Origin of the sequence: Mycobacterium simiae (assembly GCF_010727605.1) — a bacterium.
GTDB lineage: Bacteria > Actinomycetota > Actinomycetes > Mycobacteriales > Mycobacteriaceae > Mycobacterium > Mycobacterium simiae.
The window spans coordinates 2,576,261-2,592,857 of record NZ_AP022568.1 but is presented as its reverse complement, the minus strand read 5'-3'; the positions used below and the strand labels follow the sequence as shown (position 1 = coordinate 2,592,857).

Here is a 16,597-nt window from a genome sequence, read left to right as displayed (position 1 = left end):
GATGTTGACTCGCCCCCGACGCCCGTTCGGCCTCGCCGCGCTGGTGGTGCTGACGGTGGTGTTGCTGACGGCGTGTGGCCAAAGCGCCAACGCCGGCCGGAAGGGCAGCGGTTCGGCCGGCGGCCGCAACCCCGACGAGCTGGTGTTCGCCGCGGTGCCGTCGGAGAACGCGCAGAGCCTGCAGCAGGCCTACCAGCCGCTGTTGACGTTGCTGCAGAAGGCAACCGGCAAGCCGATCCGGTTCCAGAGCGCCACCAGCTACTCGTCGGCCATCGAGGCGCAACGCGCCGGCAAGGCCGACTTCGTCCAGTACGGCCCGTTCTCGCTGGTGACCGCGCAGCACAGCGGAGTGAAGGTCACGCCCATCGCTGCGGAGACGGTCGCCAAGGGCACCCCGCCTGGCTACCACTCCTACGGCATCACGCGGCCCGGATCCGGGATCAACAGCATCGCCGACTTCCGGGGCAAGAAGATCTGCTTCGTCGACGAGAACTCGACCTCGGGCTACCTGTATCCGTCGGCGGGTCTGATCAATGCCGGCATCGATCCGGTGAAGGACGTTACCCAGGTCATCGCCGGTGGCCACGACGCGTCGGCGCTGTCGGTGCTCAACGGCCAGTGCGACGCCGGATTCGCGCAGGAAAGCATGATCGACACCACCCTTCCGGCCCGCGGTCAGCTCAAGCCGGGCCAGCTGTCGGTGGTGTGGAAGTCGGATCTGATCCCCGGATCGCCGATCGGCATCAGCGATGATCTCGCGCCGGATCTCAAGGCCAAGATCATCAACGCGTTCCCGAACGCCAACATCGACTACATGAACGCCAACGGCATCTGCACCCCGGCGTGCGCGCACCTCGGCGAGATCAATGGCTGGGGTTACGCGACGGTGGACAACGCGTTCTACGACGGTGTCCGCAACGTGTGCCGCACCACCCACGCCAAGCAGTGCGCGGGGCAGTCATGACCGGGGCCGTTGCCGTTCAATTCGAAGGCGTCACAAAGACTTTCGGGCCCCAGATTCGGGCGTTGGATGACGTCTCGTGCAGCGTCGCGCGCGGTGAGATCGCGGTCCTGCTGGGGCTTTCGGGTTCAGGCAAGTCCACCCTGCTGCACCACGTCGACGGTCTGCAAACCCCGACCTGCGGCACGGTCACCGTACTGGGTACAGACGTGGGCAGCGCCACCAGCGCCGAGCTGCGACGCCTGCGACGCCGAATAGGGTTCGTGTTCCAGCACTTCCACTTGGTCGGCCGGCTCAGCGTCTTGGAGAACGTGTGCACCGGTGCCCTGGGCCGACTGCGCTGGCCGCGGCTGGGACTTTTCAGCTACCCCCGCGAGGTGCGGCGTGAGGCACTGGCACACCTGGAACGAGTTGGCTTGCGAGAGCGAGCCTTTCACCGTGCCGACACGCTGTCCGGCGGCCAACAGCAACGGGTAGCGGTGGCGCGGGCGCTCATGCAGCATCCGGAGATCCTGCTCGCCGATGAGCCGGTGGCATCACTGGACCCCGAGTCCGCCGCGCAGGTGATGCAATTGATCCGGGAAATCAGCACCGAGCAGCGATTGACCGTGCTGTGCAGCCTGCACCAGGTTGGACTCGCCCTGAACTGGGGCGACCGAGTGATCGGGCTGCGAGCCGGGCAGGTGGTACTCGACCGGCCGGTGGCGGGGCTCGACCATGACGACGCAATGTCGTTGTACGCCAGCGTGGATGCGAGCTCACTGCTCGCCGCTGGCACTCCTGCGTGACCACCGCCACCGCCTCGCGGGAGCACCGCACGCTGGCGGCACCGCGGGTGGGCAGTACCGCGGCCTGGCTGGTCATGGGCGCCCTGGTGCTGGCGGGTTGCTGGGCCGTCACCGACCTGCGGATCAACGTCGCGACGTTCACCGACGGTGCCCACAACGCGTTGGATTTCGCCGAACGCATGCTGCCGCTGGACTTTCCACCCGTCGGGGAGTTGTTGATACTGTGCGGACAGACCTTGGCGATCGTCATCTGCGCGACGGTGTTGTCCGTGGGCATCAGTGTGCCGCTGGCGATCCTGGCAGCGGCCAACACCACGCCCGGCCCCCGGTCACGGTTCGCCGCGCGTGCCGCGATCGTGATGGTGCGCTCCGTCCCGGATGTGGTGTTGGCCATCGTGTTTTTCCGGATCTTCGGCCTCGGCGCGATGACAGGCGTGCTGGCCATGGGACTGCACTCGGTGGGCATGGTCGCCAAGCTCTACGGCGACGCGATCGAGCACGTCGATGAGGGTCCGCGGGCGGCGATGCGCGCGACCGGGGCGCGGCCGGGACAGGTGCTGACCTCCGGCGTGCTGCCGCTGGTGTTGCCGGCGTTCGTGGCGACGGCGCTGCATCGCCTGGACATCAATCTGCGAATCTCGGTGCTGCTCGGGTTCGTCGGCGTCAACGGCTTGGGGTATGCGATCGCCACGGCGTTCAAGCAGTTGGACTACCGCCGCGGAATGGCTTTGGCCGCACTGGTCCTCGTGCTGTGTATCCTCGTCGAGCTGCTGTCCGGGGCGATCCGGCGGGCGTTGCTGCGCAACACCGACGGGCACGGCAGGGGCAGCGCCCCGCTACATACCGGTGGCCAGGTCAATCCGCCGTGGACGGCGGCGCGGATGCGCCGCGCCGGGTACTTCGCGTTGACCGTGCTGGTGGTGCTGGCGTCGGCGTGGGGCGCGGATCTCAATCCCATCCATTTCGTGGATTCGCTGCGCGGGACGTTGAAGAACGCCGAACTGTTCTGGCCGCCGAGCACCGCAGGCATGTGGGGCCAACTGTGGTCCGATTTGTGGCTGACCGTCAAAATCGCGCTGGGCGCCACCATGATCGGCGCCGCGGTGGCGCTGCCCATCGGTTGCCTGGCCGCGCGCAACGTCGCACCTAATCCTGGTGTGGCTCAAGCATTTCGCATCTTCGTGGTGGTGATCCGCGGTATCCCGGAGCTGGTCCTGGCCGTGGTGTTCGTGGTGATAACCGGGCTCGGTGCGGTTGCGGGCACGCTGGCGCTGAGCGTGGGCGCCATCGGGTTGCTGGGCAAGCTGGTCGCCGATTCGTTAGAAGAAGTCGATCCGGGTCCCGAGCAGGCCATCCGTGCCACCGGCGCCGGCCCCTGGCAGGTGTTCTTCGCCGGAACGCTGCCGCAGGCCGCGCCGAGCTTCATCGGCCACGTGCTCTACCAGCTCGACGTGAACGTTCGCTCGGCGACGCTGCTCGGCATCGTCGGAGCGGGTGGTATCGGCTTCGACCTGCTCAGTGGCGCCCAGATCCTTGAATTCGGCTTGGTGACAACGATTTTGTTGATGGTATGCGTCACCGTACTGGCGGTGGAGGCGCTGGCAGTGTGGCTGCGGCACGAGATGAGCTGATGCTGTGACAACTGTTCCAGATGTTCACCTCCGGTCGCGCCGTCGTTGGCCGTCGCGAAGTTGTTCGGACAACCTGCCGCACCACCGTGATGGCGTGACATCAGCGCGATATCTGGACATCGCCGACCAATTGGCCAGCGAGCTAGCCCAGTGCGAGCCGGGTACCCGGGTGGCCAGTGAACCGGAGCTGGCCACTCGTTTCGGTGTCGGGCGCGCCGCGGCACGCTCGGCCCTGCAGGAGCTGGAGCGCAGGCTGTTGGTTCGCCGCATCCAGGGGGCCGGCACCTTCGTCAACCGGCGCATCGACTATGTGATTTCGCGATCACGGCCGCCGTCCTGGCATGCCACGGTGTTGGCCAGCGGTGCGGTCCCGCGCTCGCAGACCAAGGCTGTCGAGCGCATTCAGCTGGCCGCCGAGGATGCCGATCAACTGGGTTGGCCGGTGGGCGCCCCGACGTACCAGATCGTGCGGCACTTCTACATCGACGACCTGCTGGCCTCGATCACCCGAGAACTTGTCCCGATCGACGCCGTCCCCAACCTGGACATCGCGTTGCAAAGCGTCGAATCGGTGAACCTCGTGCTGTGCCAGTTAGGCGGTTTGCGGCCGGTCCGGGCCTGGTGCCGGGCAAGCCTGGACATCCCGCCCCGCGAGGTGTTGCAAAGCCTCGGCATCGAGGCGAGCGACCCGGTGTGGCGCATCGACAGCATCAGCCGCGACGCCGAAACCGGTGACGTGCTGCTCAGCAGCAGCGCCTGGACTCGGGGTGACGCGGTGCGCGTGGTGGTCGAACTCGAAGACTGCGCCGGCGCCGGCGTCGGCGCGGAAGGGGACCAGAATGACTGAGCCTCTGAGCCGCGCCCGCCACTGCGAATTGCTGGCCGTGGCCGAGCCCGACGAGCTGCGCAGCCTCGCCGATGCGTGTCTGGCCGACGGTGTTGAGGTGCGCATCCTCGTCGCGCCTGAGGTAGGTGTCGTGTCGGCGCAGGTTCGTGAGCCGGTCGCGCAGGAACGGTTTCTGCTCGGTGACGTGCTGGCCTGCCGCGCCGAGGTCGAGTTGGCGGGTCACCGTGGCTGGGCGATGCGGCTGGGCGACGACCGCGCCGCCGTCCTGGCCGCCGCCTTGCTCGACGCCGAGGTCCAGGCGGGCCGCTCCCACGCCGCCGACGTGGACCGGCTGTGCCACATCGTCGCCGTCCGCAAGGCCGAGCGCGAGGCGCGGGAATGGGCCGAACTCGCCCCCACCATCGTCGAATTCGAGGAGTTGGCGTGACCGCGCAGCCCGTGACCGCGCAGACGGTGACCGCACTGCCACCCACGCAGTCGCAGCAGGCGTTCCGGGCGATGCTGGAAGCGCTGGCCCGCCCCGGCACGCCGATGGCGTTGCCCCGCGAACCGCTGACCATCCTGGCGCCGGCGATCGTCCCAGTCCTCGCAGTGGCGGACTTGAGCACCGGCGTGTGCGTGCTCGAGCACGACGGTGACCGCTGGGCCGAGGCCGTCGCCACCGCCACGTCCGCGCCCACCTGGCCGGCCGAGATGGCGCGGCTGGTGGCTGCGGTCCGCCCGATCGACGAGGAGGATCTGCGGGGCTTTACCCGCGGCTCCGCCTACGCGCCGGAGGACGGGGCCCTGGTGGCGCTCAGCGTGCGCGATGTGCAGGGCGGTCCGCTGCGGTGGACGCTGTCGGGGCCGGGCATTCGCGACACCGCCCGCATCGCACCCCAGGGACTGCCCGCCGGGTTCGTCGCCGCCCGGGCCGATGCGGTCGCGGCGTATCCGGCCGGCATCGACATCCTGCTGGTGACCGACGACGGACGGGTGGTCGGCCTGCCGCGCACCACCACGATCACCGAGGAGAACTGATGGGATATTCGGGAGCCCGCGGTGGCCTGGAAGCCATCCTTGCCGCGGAGGAATTAGTCTGCCGGGCACGCGATTTCGCACCGGTGCCGTGGGCCGGCACCGAGCAGATCGTGGCACGATTCCGGCTTGCCGTCGACCGGGTGATGGGGGAGGCGGGGCTGTACGACGAAACCGCCGCGGCCGCTGCGCTGCGTCAGGCCGAGGGCGATCCGCTGGAGGCCGCGCACCTGTTACGCGCGCACCGCTCCACGTTGCCACGGCTGGCCGTCAGCGAACCGATCGACCCGGACCGCATCACGATCATGCGCCGGATCGTGCCGGCCTTCCGCGAACCCGACGGGCCGCAGCTGCTGGGTCGCACCACCGACTACACCCGCAGGCTGTTGGACAAGTCAGCCGCCGCGCCCGCGGCCCCGACGGATCCGTCGTCCGAAGCCGCCGCGCGGCCACGCACCGCCGAGCAGCGCAGCCCGCGGCGATTCCTCGAGCTGCTGCGCGAGGCCGGCCTGGTCGTCGACCACCGCACCGGTGAGGATCCGGAACCCTTTGACATCACCCGGGTTCCGCCGCGGCCGCCCGCGCCGCGCTCGGCGGTGTTGGCCGCCATGGCACGCGCAGAGACCGGCGCGCTGGTCGGGCTGTGGTACCGCTCGATCCTGGGCCCCGACGGCGACATCCACGAGGTCACCCTCGGTGAGGTTCGGCACGGGCGGCTGCCGCTGGAGGTCAAGCATCCGCACACCGGCGAACAGGTGAGCATCGGGGAGTTCCGGGTGACCGAGGCCGAGGCCATCGAGGATCTCGACGGTGCCGACGAGGACCGCAGCCGCTTCGATGTCGGCTACGGAATGTGCTTCGCGCACAACGAACGCAAGGCGATCGCGATGGCGAACCTCGACATTGCCAACCGCCGGTTCGGCCGGTCCGGACCGCTGGAACAGCTGTTGCTGCTGACCACCGACGGCCTGGACTCCGGCGGATTCCTGGACCATCTCAAGCTCCCGCATTACGTGACGTTCCGTTCCATGGTGGAACGCAAGCAGGCGCTGCAGGAGGCAGGCGCTGTGCGCAGTGCCCGCATTCCCGAGCCCGCCGGAAGGGATTGCGAATGACCACCATGGGCGAGCTGCTCGCCGAGCTGACCAACGACGAGCCGCCGTCGGGAATTCTCGACGAGAGCGGAAAGCGCGAAATCCGGCGCGCCGCACTGACCGCGGTGTGTGTGCCGGGCTACCAAGTGCCGTTCGGGTCGCGGGAAATGCCGGTGGCTCGGGGCTGGGGTTCGGGCGGGCTGCAGGTGACGCTGTCGGTGATCGGCGCGGGCGACACCGTGAAGGTCATCGACCAGGGTGACGACGGCGGCGTCAATGCCTCGAACCTGCGCCGGATGATCGCGGCCACCACGGGATGCTCGGAGTCGGCCGACACCCGGGAGTCGACGGTGGTGCAGACGCGTCACCGCGTTCCGGAGGAGGCGCTGGGAGAGGGCAACCTGTTGGTGTATCAGGTGCCGGTGCCCGAGCCGCTGCGCAAGGTGCAGAAATCCGTCGCCGAATGCGCGCGTATGCATGCCGAAAACGATTACGCGGCGCTGTGGGTCGGTCTCTACGAGGACATCGTCCGCAATGGCATGATCACCCGGACCACGGGGTATCCGGTGCTGGTCGCCGGCCGTTACGTGATGGCAACCACCCCGATCCCACGGTGGGACGTGCCGCGGCTGCACCGATGCGAGCACATCAATCTGTTCGGCGCCGGACGGGAAAAGCGGATCTATGCTGTTCCGCCACACACCGACGTGGAACCGTTGACGTTCGACGACGTGCCGTTCGAGGTGGAGTACTCCGCCGGCGCGGTCTGCCGGTTGTGTGGCAGTGACGACGTTTTCCTCGTCGAGGCCGGGCCCGGAGGCGGTTTCGTGTGCAGCGATACCGAATGGTGCGCCCGGGTTCGTGCCGGTGACGCCGACCGCGCCGCGCATCGCGAACGCGCCCCGCTGCATCTGCTGCCGGACCCCGACAATCGGGCCGGCGGCGTTACAACCGCGCCGCGCCGAGCAAAGCCGCTGCACCAGAGCGACTTTCAGGCGAATTCGGCCGAGTGGATGCTGCGCGTTGATTCGATCGGCAAGGTGCACGGTGCCGGTGGCGTCTACGCCGTCGACGGCACCGGACCCGACTACGGGACCGCTATCAGCCCGGCCACGGGCGCGGTCGTCGCGGCATGGGATGTGTCGTTCGATGTGGCCCCAGGTGAGGCACTGGGCATGATCGGGGAATCCGGTTCAGGCAAGTCCACCGTGTTGTCGTGCATCATCGGCGACGAGCGGGCGACCACCGGCGCGGTGCACGTGGCCAGCGTCGACGACGGGGACACGGACCTGCTCACCCTGACCGACGCGCAGCGACGTAGGCTGCGCGTCGACACGATGGCCGCGGTGTACCAGAACCCCGCCGACGGACTCGACCTGCGGATCAGCGCCGGCGGCAATATCGCCGAACGGCTTACCGCCGCCGGCTGGCGGAGCTACCGCGACATCCGGGACCGGGCCGCGGAACTGCTTGACCGCGTGGAGGTTCCGCTGGCGCGGATGGACGACCCGGTCGGCACGTTCTCCGGTGGTATGCGGCAACGCGTGCAAATCGCCAAGGCGTTGGCGACCGAGCCGCCGGTATTGCTGCTGGACGAGCCGACCACCGGCCTGGATGCGTCGGTGGCCGCGGGCGTGCTCGACCTGCTGCGCGGGCTGCTCTTGGAACGCGATATCGCCGCTGTCGTTGTCAGTCACGACTTTTCGGTGATCGAGGCGCTGACCGACCGCGCTGTCGTCATGCAGCTGGGGCGGGTGATCGAACGCGGACTGACCGATCAGTTGTTCTGTGACCCGCACCAGCCCTACACCCAGCGGCTGGTCGCCGCGGCCAGGAGGTGATCACGTGCCACCGGTGCTGACCGTGCGCGCGTTGCGTAAATCGTTCACGTTGCACACCATTGACGGTCGGGTCGTGCACTCACTGCACGGCGTCGACCTCTCGGTGCGGGCCGGCGAGCATGTCGCGCTGGCCGGTCCGAGCGGGGCCGGCAAGTCGTCGTTGCTGCGGTGCATTCACCGCACCTATCTACCGGACTCGGGCTCGGTGACGCTGCGCACTGCGACCGGCGAACACATCGAGCTGACCGACTTGTCAGACCGGGCGATGGCCAGGTTGCGCGGCCGCGAATTCGGTTATGTATCACAGTTTTTGAACGCCCCGCCGCGCACCAGTCCACTGGATTTCGTGGCGGCCACCGCCCGGCGCCGCGGCATCGCTCGCGCCGAGGCGCGTGAAGCGGCGGCCGACGCGCTGCGGCGGCTCAACCTCGACGAGGTGTTGTGGGACGTGGACTGTTCGGTGCTCTCCGGGGGAGAGCGTCAGCGGGTGAACCTGGCGGCCGGAACGGTCCGCCCGCCGCGGCTGCTGTTGCTCGACGAGCCGGTGTCGGCGCTGGACCCGGCTAACCGAGACGCGGCACTGGAACTGATCGCGTCGTTAACGGCGCGACATGTCGCGGTGCTGGCGGTGTTTCACGATCTGGACGCCATCCGGCGCCTGGCATCTCGGGTGGTGCTGATGGGCGACGGACGCGTCGTCAAAGACGGTGCCCCCAGCGAAATCCTCGAGGGAGCGGCATGACAACCGAGATTTTCGAACGCACCGTCCAGCACTGGCCGCTGGCGGCGCCGCCCGCCGACTACGTGCTCGGCCACGTCCGTGCCGTGCTGCCCGACGGCGTGATCGATGACGCGGTGGTGGCCGTGCGCGACGGCGTCATCGCGGCGGTCGAACCGCATCCGGCGGGACTGTCCGCCGACGTGGACGGTCAAGGGCTGGTGTGTATTCCGGGTCTGGTCGACACGCACAGCGACGGGCTGGAGAAGGAGCGACTGCCGCGTCCGGGCGCGGAGCTGCCGATGGAGTTCGCGCTGCTGTCGTTCGAGGGTAAGTTGCGGGCGAGTGGCCTGACGACGGTGTTCCACGGCGCCGCGTTCGAACAGAGCATGGGCCGCGGCACCCCGCGCACCATCGAGGACGCCAACCTGTTCTGCGACACCATCGAAGCCCGGCCCGACGGTCTGGTGGACCACCGGATCCTGTACCGCCTCGATGTCCGCAGCCCGGAAGGCCTTGCGGCACTTCAACAGCGGCTGGAGGGTCAAGCAGGCGTCCCGCTCGTTTCACACGAAGACCACACGCCGGGGCAGGGCCAGTACGCCGAACGCGCCTATTACGAGCGCTACATGATGGGCTCGCGCGGCATGAGCGCGGAGCAGGCAGCCAGCCACGTCGACAACCTCATCGCCGAGCGCAGCGGCCGGCTCGGCATCCGCGAGGAGGCGATGGCGTGGCTGACCGAGCAGGCCCGGCCCGGCCGCATCCGGCTGCTCGGCCACGACCTGACCTCGGCGGAAGAGGTCGACGAATTGGTGGCCCGCGGCGGCGCGGTCGCCGAATTCCCGACCACGACCCAGGCGGCGCAGGCGGCGCGTGACCGCGGGCTGCCGGTGGTGATGGGCGCGCCGAATGTGCTGCGCGGAACGTCGCACAACGGCAACGCGTCGGGTCGCGAGCTGATCGCCCGCGGTCTGGTGACCGCGATGGCGTCGGACTACCTGCCGTCGACGCTGCTGGCCGCGGCGTTCACTTTGGTCAACGACGGGGTCATCGAACCGGCCGCGGCCATCGCGCTGGTGACGTCCGGGCCCGCAGAGGTCGGGGGGCTGACCGACCGCGGGCGGCTGCAGCCCGGCCTGCGTGCGGACCTGGTGCTGCTGGCCGCCGGCCGCTGGCCGGTGGTGCGTTCGGTGTTGGTGAGCAGTCGATGACGCGCATCGAGTGGCGGGTGCCCGAGCCGCAGCTGCCGGACGGCACGCACCCGGCGCTGGCCGATGCGGTCCGCGCCGCCGCGACGGCGTTCGGCGCCGCCCGTGCCCGCTACGACCGCGCGGCCCTGGCCGAGAAGGTTCAGATGGGCGCTGACGGCACGCCGACGATGCGGCTGGACATCCTCGTCGACACCGCGGTGGCCGAGGTGACGAATCGACATCGGGTCAATCTGCTCAGCGAGGAAATCGGCGTCATCGACAACGGTTCGGCGGTCACCTTGGTGGTCGACCCGGTCGACGGCACCGCCAACGCCGCGGCCGGTGTCCCGCTGTCGGCGTTCGCCGGGGTGGTGGCCGTGGACGGCCACCCGACCGAGGCGTTGACGTGCTGGTATGACACCGGGCGCTGTTGGCATGCGGTCGCGGGCGAACCCGTGCCGTACCGCACCAGCGGACGCCGGGACCTCGACGGCGCGGCGGTCAGCCTGCTGCGCCCGCACGGCCACGACGACGCCGCGTGGTGGCGGGTGGCCAAACGGGCGGCCCGGGTGCGGATCCTGTCGACGAGCTGCCTCGAGGCGGCGCTGGTCGCGGAGGGCTCCACCGATGCGTTCGCCGACGCCGGCTCCGACACGCACCGCATCATGGACCTGGCGGCCGCGCTGGTGATGGTGCCCGCGGCGGGTGGCGCCGTGCTGGACGTGCACGGCCGGCCGCTCGAGATCGACCACGACCTGAGCCGCCGCTGGTCGGGGGTGGTGGGCGCGACGGTCGAGCTGGCCGAAGAGTTGGTCAGCACATTGCGCGGGACGCCGCGCACAGAGGAGCTGCCGTGACCCTTACCCGCGACATGCTGGCCGCCCTCATCGATGGCCTGGCCGGTCTGCCGTACGGCGGTGAAGTCGTCGACCAGCGCGCGCACGCGCTGCAAAGCGGTTGGCAGGCGGAGCAATTCGGCTGCGACGACGAGTTGCTGTTGGCGGCCACGCTGCACGACATCGGCCGGGCGAAGCCGGTGGCCGCGCAGTGGCCGGACCTGCCGCATGAGTTGTCCGGCGCCGAGTTCGCCCGCATGCACCTCGGCGCGCGTGCCGCCTGGGTCATCGCCCAGCACGTCCCGGCCAAGCGGTACCTCGTCGCCACCGACCAGGACTACCGCGAGCACCTCAGTCCCGCCTCGATCACCTCACTGCACCGGCAGGGCGGTCCCATGAGCAAGGCCGAGGCCGCCCGATTCAGCGCCCAGCCCGGCGCCGCCGAGGCAGTCATGGTGCGCCGTTGGGACGACAACGCCAAGGACCCGCACGGACCGCAGATCAGCCTGGACCGGGTGCTGGAAGCGCACGACCGGTTGACCCGGCGCTGAGGCCCACGATAAAAAGCGCGATTTCGCAGCTCAGTGATGATGCTGTAGCCTGATCCGGTTGCCGACGCAGGCGACCCTCCTGCCACGGAACGCCCGTGGCCGCTTGAGACCAGAGGAGGTGGTGAGGTTTCCATGCGTCCATACGAAATCATGGTCATTCTTGACCCCACACTCGACGAGCGCACCGTTGCTCCGTCGCTGGAGACGTTCCTCAACGTCGTCCGCAAAGACGGCGGAACCGTTGACAAGGTAGACATTTGGGGCAAGCGGCGGTTGGCCTACGAGATCGCCAAGCACGCCGAAGGCATCTACGTGGTCGTCGACCTCAAGGCGGAGCCGGCCACCGTGTCCGAGCTCGATCGTCAGCTGAGCCTCAACGAATCGGTATTGCGCACCAAGGTCATGCGCACCGACAAGCACTAAGTCTGGTAGCGGGTCTGGTAGCGAGCCGCTCCCCGTCGTCGGCGCCTGTGCGTAGGCTCAGCGTGGACATGCTCATGACCGTTTCCCGTCTCCAGGCGAGAGCCAGGACGGAACCAGGAGGACACAGTGGCTGGTGACACCACTATCACCGTTGTCGGAAACCTGACCGCCGACCCTGAACTGCGGTTCACGCCGTCGGGTGCCGCCGTCGCCAACTTCACCGTGGCGTCGACCCCGCGGATGTACGACCGCCAAAGCGGAGAGTGGAAAGACGGCGAGGCATTGTTCTTGCGATGCAACATCTGGCGTGAGGCCGCCGAGAATGTCGCGGAAAGCCTGACCCGCGGATCCCGCGTGATCGTCACCGGCCGGCTCAAGCAGCGTTCGTTCGAGACCCGCGAGGGCGAGAAGCGCACCGTCGTCGAGGTCGAGGTCGACGAGATCGGGCCGTCGCTTCGGTACGCCACCGCCAAGGTCAACAAGGCGAGCCGCAGCGGCGGCGGCGGAGGCGGTTTCGGCAGTGGCGGCGGATCCCGCCAGGCGCCGGCGCAGTCCGGCGGCGCACCGGCCGACGACCCGTGGGGCAGTGCGCCCGCGTCGGGCTCGTTCGCCGGCGGCGACGACGAACCGCCGTTCTGACGCCAGAACCGCCAAACCACAAGACCATTAGCAAACGGAAAGAAAGAAACACATGGCCAAGTCCACGAAACGGCGCCCGGCTCCGGAAAAGCCGATCAAGACACGCAAATGCGTCTTCTGCGCCAAAAAGGGTCAATCGATCGATTACAAGGACACCACCCTGCTGCGCACGTACATCAGCGAGCGCGGCAAGATCCGGGCACGTCGTGTCACGGGTAACTGCGTGCAGCACCAGCGCGACATCGCGCTCGCCGTGAAGAACGCCCGCGAGGTGGCCCTGCTGCCCTTCACTTCGTCGGCCCGCTGACCGCCGACGTCCAAACCGAAAGTACGAAAACGATGAAGCTGATTCTGACGGCCGACGTCGACCATCTCGGGACCGTCGGCGAGACTGTCGAGGTCAAGGACGGGTACGGCCGTAACTTCCTGCTGCCGCGTGGCCTGGCGATCGTGGCGTCGCGCGGTGCCCAGAAGCAGGCCGACGACATTCGCCGGGCCCGCGAGAGCAAGGCCGTGCGCGACTTGGGGCACGCCAACGAGATCAAGTCCGCGATCGAGGCGCTGGGTCCGGTGTCGCTGCCGGTCAAGACGGCGGCCGATTCCGGGAAGCTGTTCGGTTCGGTGACCGCCGGCGATGTCGCCGCGGCCATCAAGAAGGCCGGCGGCCCGAATCTCGATAAGCGCATCATCCGGTTGCCCAAGGCGCACATCAAGGCTGTCGGCAACCACCCGGTCGAGGTGCGCCTGCACCCCGAAATCAGCGTCGAGGTCGTCCTCAACGTCGTCGCGGATAACTAACTCCGCGCCCTTTCTTGACGTCCGGCGGCCGCCGCAAATCGGTGGCCGCCGGATATTTGTCGTGCCTGTTAATTATTTCCGGCGCCGCAGGAAATGCTGGTAACCAGCCGACAGCTGGCGAACTATTTCAGCGGCCTTACCGTTGGGGCTCCTTAACCACCTCGTAACGTTGCGAAAATCTGGCCGAAAGCCAACACGCCCGGCGCAGTAACCTGCGACGACACGCCGAAGAGATTGTTCTCCACACCAAATGTGTAGTGGTGTACTGCGCGTATCTGCGGAGATGTTCGACCGCCACGTTTTGATCCACAGGTTCTCCACAACCCACTCAACACAGGTGTCGAAGGATATGCACACCCGATGCACAGCCTTATGAACAACGCCGCTTTCACCTACCGACCAGCAACGCTTACGGTCTTCCCGGTGCGAGGCTTACGGGTGCTTGTCTTCGGGGTGTGCGAGGGCCTGACCTACGCTGCAAGTGTCGTCTATCGAATGTATGTTCGTATGCATGTTGCAGAGGGAGGTTGAGCCCGTGGCGGTCTTGGATGACCGGGCGCCCGGCATGGACGCCTCACCGCCGAACGAGGAATTCAGCCGTCAACCGCCCCAGGACCTCGCCGCAGAGCAGTCGGTGCTGGGCGGGATGTTGTTAAGCAAGGACGCGATCGCCGACGTCTTGGAGCGGTTGCGGCCCGGCGACTTCTACCGTCCGGCGCATCAGAACGTCTACGACGCGATCCTGGACTTGTACGGGCGGGGGGAACCGGCCGACGCGGTCACGGTGGCCGCCGAACTGGACCGTCGCGGGCTGCTGCGCCGGGTCGGGGGCGCACCGTATCTGCACACCTTGATCTCGACGGTGCCGACGGCTGCCAATGCGGGCTACTACGCCGGAATCGTGGCCGAGAAGGCGCTGCTGCGCCGCCTCGTGGAGGCCGGAACGCGGGTCGTCCAGTACGGCTATGCGGGTGCCGAGGGTGCCGACGTCGCCGAGATCGTGGACCGCGCGCAGGCCGAGATCTATGACGTGGCGGAGCGGCGAACGTCGGAGGATTTCGTTCCGCTCGAGGACCTGCTGCAGCCCACGATGGACGAGATCGATGCCATCGCATCCAACGGCGGTGTGGCGCGCGGTGTGCCGACCGGTTTCACCGAGCTCGACGAAGTGACCAACGGTCTGCACGCCGGACAGATGATCATCGTCGCGGCCAGACCTGGAGTCGGGAAATCGACACTGGGATTGGATTTTCTGCGCTCATGTTCCATCAAGCACCGGATGGCCAGCGTCATTTTCTCGCTGGAAATGAGCAAGTCCGAGATCGTGATGCGGCTGCTGTCGGCGGAAGCGAAGATCAAGCTGGCCGATATGCGGTCGGGTCGGATGAACGACGACGACTGGACGCGGTTGGCGCGTCGGATGAGCGAAATCAGCGAGGCGCCACTGTATATCGACGACTCACCAAACCTGACGATGATGGAGATCCGGGCCAAGGCGCGCCGGCTCAAGCAGAAGGCCGACCTGCGTCTGGTCGTGGTCGACTATCTGCAACTGATGTCGTCGGGCAAGAAGGTCGAGTCGCGGCAGCTCGAGGTTTCCGAATTCTCAAGGCATCTCAAGCTATTGGCGAAGGAGCTCGAGGTTCCCGTCGTCGCGATCAGCCAGCTGAACCGTGGTCCCGAGCAGCGCACCGACAAAAAGCCGATGCTGTCCGACCTGCGTGAGTCGGGATCGCTGGAGCAGGACGCCGACATGGTCATCCTGTTGAACCGGCCGGATGCCTTCGAGCGCGACGATCCGCGCGGGGGAGAGGCGGATTTCATTCTGGCCAAGCACCGCAACGGCCCGACCAAGACCGTCACCGTCGCCCATCAGCTGCACCTGTCGCGCTTCGCCAACATGGCACGGTAAATGTAGGTTCTTCTTCGCGGCGGTAGCAGTTTTCATTGCGTGAGAATGTTGCGTTGCTTGCTTGTAGAGTCGCCGCGGTGGCGATCAGCTTTGACGGTGCTGCCATCACGAAACGGCTAACTTTTTGATGTAAATGCGCTCTGGATTTCCCATATCCTAACTACGGTTGAGTGGGGCGAGTCCAGGTACTCGTATCGACGAATGGCCTGCGCGAAGGCATGCTGGCGTGGGGGCTTGCATGAATCTGAAGAAAGTGGTGCTAGGCCAATTGAAGCCGTCACAACACTTTTCGGTTCAAATCGTCCTCGTGGTTATCCCTCCTATTCAAGCCACTACCCAAATCCTTGACCCCAAGGATGGTTACACACAGTAGGTGTCACAGTCTCAAGCGTCAGACGGGAGCTTGTGGATCCTCAATTTCTGGACAATGCCGCTGATGCGGATCATTGTCACCGACCGTATGCGCCGAGGCCGCGATGAGCCGGACCGGCGAACCGTGCTGCCAGACTCAACGTGTCGAGACGCGCCAATCATCGCGAGCCGCGCCTCCACACCCGACCGGTCTAAGCGAAACGCAGGGCTTCTGCAGGGCCGGACAACTCGGCCTTGAAGTGACGGGTTTCGTTGTCGGCCAGTACTTCTGTGGCCCCGGCGTCGATCCCATCGACGATGTGGCGGGCGACGTCGGTCGGGTCATTCTTTGCGACATCGAACGGTGCTGTCATGTCGGTATCGGTGTAGCTCAGATGTGCCCCGATGACCTGCGTGCCCTGGCCTGCGAGTTCGATGCGTAGCGAGTTGGTCGCCGACCACAGCGCGGCTTTGGATGCGCCATAGCCGCCGAATCCGGCGACCCAGGACAAAACGGATGCGACGTCAACCAGGGCGCCGCCACCGTTGCTGGCTAAGACGGGCGCGAAAGCTTTTGCTACCCGCAGGGCCCCGAAAAAGTTGGTTTCAAATTGTTCACGGACCGCGTCGATACCGCTACCGAGAAAAGTCAGCGCGCCAGCGATGCCGGCGTTGTTGATCACAATGTTGGCGTCATCGGCGACGGCAGCCAAGGCGGCAACCGATTCGGCGTCGGTGACGTCCAACGAAACGGTGACGACGCGGGGATCGTCGGCGGGGCGGGGGTTGCGGGCAGTGGCGTAGACCTTCGTCGCCCCGCGCCGCAGGAGTTCAGCGACGATAGCCTTACCGATGCCACGTTGTCCTCCAGTGACGACGACAGTGGATCCCGCGATTTGTACCATAGTGAAGTTCCCCTTCGCTGGCCGATGCAGTTCAATTTTTGGTGCCGGCAACCCGGCTGCCGTGATGTCTCAAAAAGACTGTGAGGCAACCT

The 16,597-nt window shown here is 67.2% G+C and carries 18 protein-coding genes; 17 read left to right on the top strand and 1 reads right to left on the bottom strand.

What is annotated here, in order from left to right; genetic code table 11:
- Nucleotide 1 precedes the first annotated feature (1 nt).
- The 17 genes from G6N33_RS12035 (at nucleotide 2) to dnaB (ending at nucleotide 15,249) form a co-directional block, all read left to right on the top strand.
- Nucleotides 2-964 carry a phosphate/phosphite/phosphonate ABC transporter substrate-binding protein gene (locus tag G6N33_RS12035; RefSeq protein ID WP_084951494.1) on the top strand — a complete coding sequence of 321 codons (963 nt, stop codon included), beginning with the start codon at nucleotides 2-4 and terminating at the stop codon, nucleotides 962-964.
- Nucleotides 961-1,749, top strand: coding sequence for a phosphonate ABC transporter ATP-binding protein (gene phnC, locus G6N33_RS12030; RefSeq protein ID WP_044509145.1), 789 nt, complete (start codon nucleotides 961-963; stop codon nucleotides 1,747-1,749). Before G6N33_RS12035 ends, phnC begins: the two co-directional genes overlap by 4 nt.
- Nucleotides 1,746-3,380, top strand: a complete 1,635-nt coding sequence (phnE, locus tag G6N33_RS12025; RefSeq protein WP_044509146.1) for a phosphonate ABC transporter, permease protein PhnE — start codon at nucleotides 1,746-1,748, stop codon at nucleotides 3,378-3,380. The genes phnC and phnE overlap by 4 nt, the downstream gene beginning before the upstream one ends.
- A gap of 94 nt (nucleotides 3,381-3,474) precedes the next feature.
- Nucleotides 3,475-4,227 carry a GntR family transcriptional regulator gene (locus G6N33_RS12020; RefSeq protein WP_044509147.1) on the top strand — a complete coding sequence of 251 codons (753 nt, stop codon included), beginning with the start codon at nucleotides 3,475-3,477 and terminating at the stop codon, nucleotides 4,225-4,227.
- The gene (locus tag G6N33_RS12015; protein WP_101528349.1) at nucleotides 4,220-4,654 is read left to right on the top strand and encodes a phosphonate C-P lyase system protein PhnG; all 435 of its coding nucleotides are present in this window, start codon (nucleotides 4,220-4,222) and stop codon (nucleotides 4,652-4,654) included. The genes G6N33_RS12020 and G6N33_RS12015 overlap by 8 nt, the downstream gene beginning before the upstream one ends.
- Complete coding sequence (gene phnH / locus G6N33_RS12010) at nucleotides 4,651-5,247, top strand: phosphonate C-P lyase system protein PhnH (RefSeq protein WP_049919078.1); 597 nt, start codon at nucleotides 4,651-4,653, stop codon at nucleotides 5,245-5,247. Before G6N33_RS12015 ends, phnH begins: the two co-directional genes overlap by 4 nt.
- Nucleotides 5,247-6,359 (top strand): carbon-phosphorus lyase complex subunit PhnI, encoded by a 1,113-nt coding sequence (locus G6N33_RS12005; RefSeq protein WP_044509149.1) that lies wholly within the window; start codon nucleotides 5,247-5,249, stop codon nucleotides 6,357-6,359. Before phnH ends, G6N33_RS12005 begins: the two co-directional genes overlap by 1 nt.
- Nucleotides 6,356-8,179: an alpha-D-ribose 1-methylphosphonate 5-phosphate C-P-lyase PhnJ gene (locus tag G6N33_RS12000; RefSeq protein WP_101528350.1), complete on the top strand. Its 1,824-nt coding sequence runs from the start codon at nucleotides 6,356-6,358 to the stop codon at nucleotides 8,177-8,179. Before G6N33_RS12005 ends, G6N33_RS12000 begins: the two co-directional genes overlap by 4 nt.
- A 4-nt stretch (nucleotides 8,180-8,183) precedes the next feature.
- On the top strand, nucleotides 8,184-8,921 hold the full coding sequence (locus G6N33_RS11995; protein ID WP_044509150.1) for an ATP-binding cassette domain-containing protein: 738 nt from the start codon (nucleotides 8,184-8,186) through the stop codon (nucleotides 8,919-8,921).
- Nucleotides 8,918-10,111: an alpha-D-ribose 1-methylphosphonate 5-triphosphate diphosphatase gene (locus tag G6N33_RS11990; protein ID WP_101528351.1), complete on the top strand. Its 1,194-nt coding sequence runs from the start codon at nucleotides 8,918-8,920 to the stop codon at nucleotides 10,109-10,111. The genes G6N33_RS11995 and G6N33_RS11990 overlap by 4 nt, the downstream gene beginning before the upstream one ends.
- The gene (locus tag G6N33_RS11985) at nucleotides 10,108-10,947 is read left to right on the top strand and encodes an inositol monophosphatase family protein (RefSeq protein WP_101528352.1); all 840 of its coding nucleotides are present in this window, start codon (nucleotides 10,108-10,110) and stop codon (nucleotides 10,945-10,947) included. Before G6N33_RS11990 ends, G6N33_RS11985 begins: the two co-directional genes overlap by 4 nt.
- Nucleotides 10,944-11,477, top strand: a complete 534-nt coding sequence (locus G6N33_RS11980) for an HD domain-containing protein (protein WP_049919080.1) — start codon at nucleotides 10,944-10,946, stop codon at nucleotides 11,475-11,477. Before G6N33_RS11985 ends, G6N33_RS11980 begins: the two co-directional genes overlap by 4 nt.
- 132 nt (nucleotides 11,478-11,609) lie before the next feature.
- Nucleotides 11,610-11,900 (top strand): 30S ribosomal protein S6, encoded by a 291-nt coding sequence (gene rpsF / locus G6N33_RS11975; RefSeq protein ID WP_044509152.1) that lies wholly within the window; start codon nucleotides 11,610-11,612, stop codon nucleotides 11,898-11,900.
- A 126-nt stretch (nucleotides 11,901-12,026) separates the two neighbouring features.
- Nucleotides 12,027-12,539: a single-stranded DNA-binding protein gene (locus tag G6N33_RS11970; protein WP_044509153.1), complete on the top strand. Its 513-nt coding sequence runs from the start codon at nucleotides 12,027-12,029 to the stop codon at nucleotides 12,537-12,539.
- Between the two features lie 52 nt (nucleotides 12,540-12,591).
- Complete coding sequence (rpsR, locus tag G6N33_RS11965; protein ID WP_025738217.1) at nucleotides 12,592-12,846, top strand: 30S ribosomal protein S18; 255 nt, start codon at nucleotides 12,592-12,594, stop codon at nucleotides 12,844-12,846.
- Nucleotides 12,847-12,878: 32 nt separating this feature from the next.
- A complete protein-coding gene (gene rplI / locus G6N33_RS11960; RefSeq protein ID WP_044509154.1) occupies nucleotides 12,879-13,337 on the top strand; it encodes a 50S ribosomal protein L9 in 459 nt (152 codons plus the stop codon).
- A gap of 535 nt (nucleotides 13,338-13,872) precedes the next feature.
- Nucleotides 13,873-15,249 (top strand): replicative DNA helicase, encoded by a 1,377-nt coding sequence (gene dnaB / locus G6N33_RS11955; RefSeq protein ID WP_044512616.1) that lies wholly within the window; start codon nucleotides 13,873-13,875, stop codon nucleotides 15,247-15,249.
- Between the two features lie 563 nt (nucleotides 15,250-15,812).
- On the opposite strand, the gene G6N33_RS11950 is transcribed toward dnaB, so the two are convergent.
- On the bottom strand, nucleotides 15,813-16,505 hold the full coding sequence (locus G6N33_RS11950; protein WP_044509155.1) for an SDR family oxidoreductase: 693 nt from the start codon (nucleotides 16,503-16,505) through the stop codon (nucleotides 15,813-15,815).
- Nucleotides 16,506-16,597: the final 92 nt, after the last annotated feature.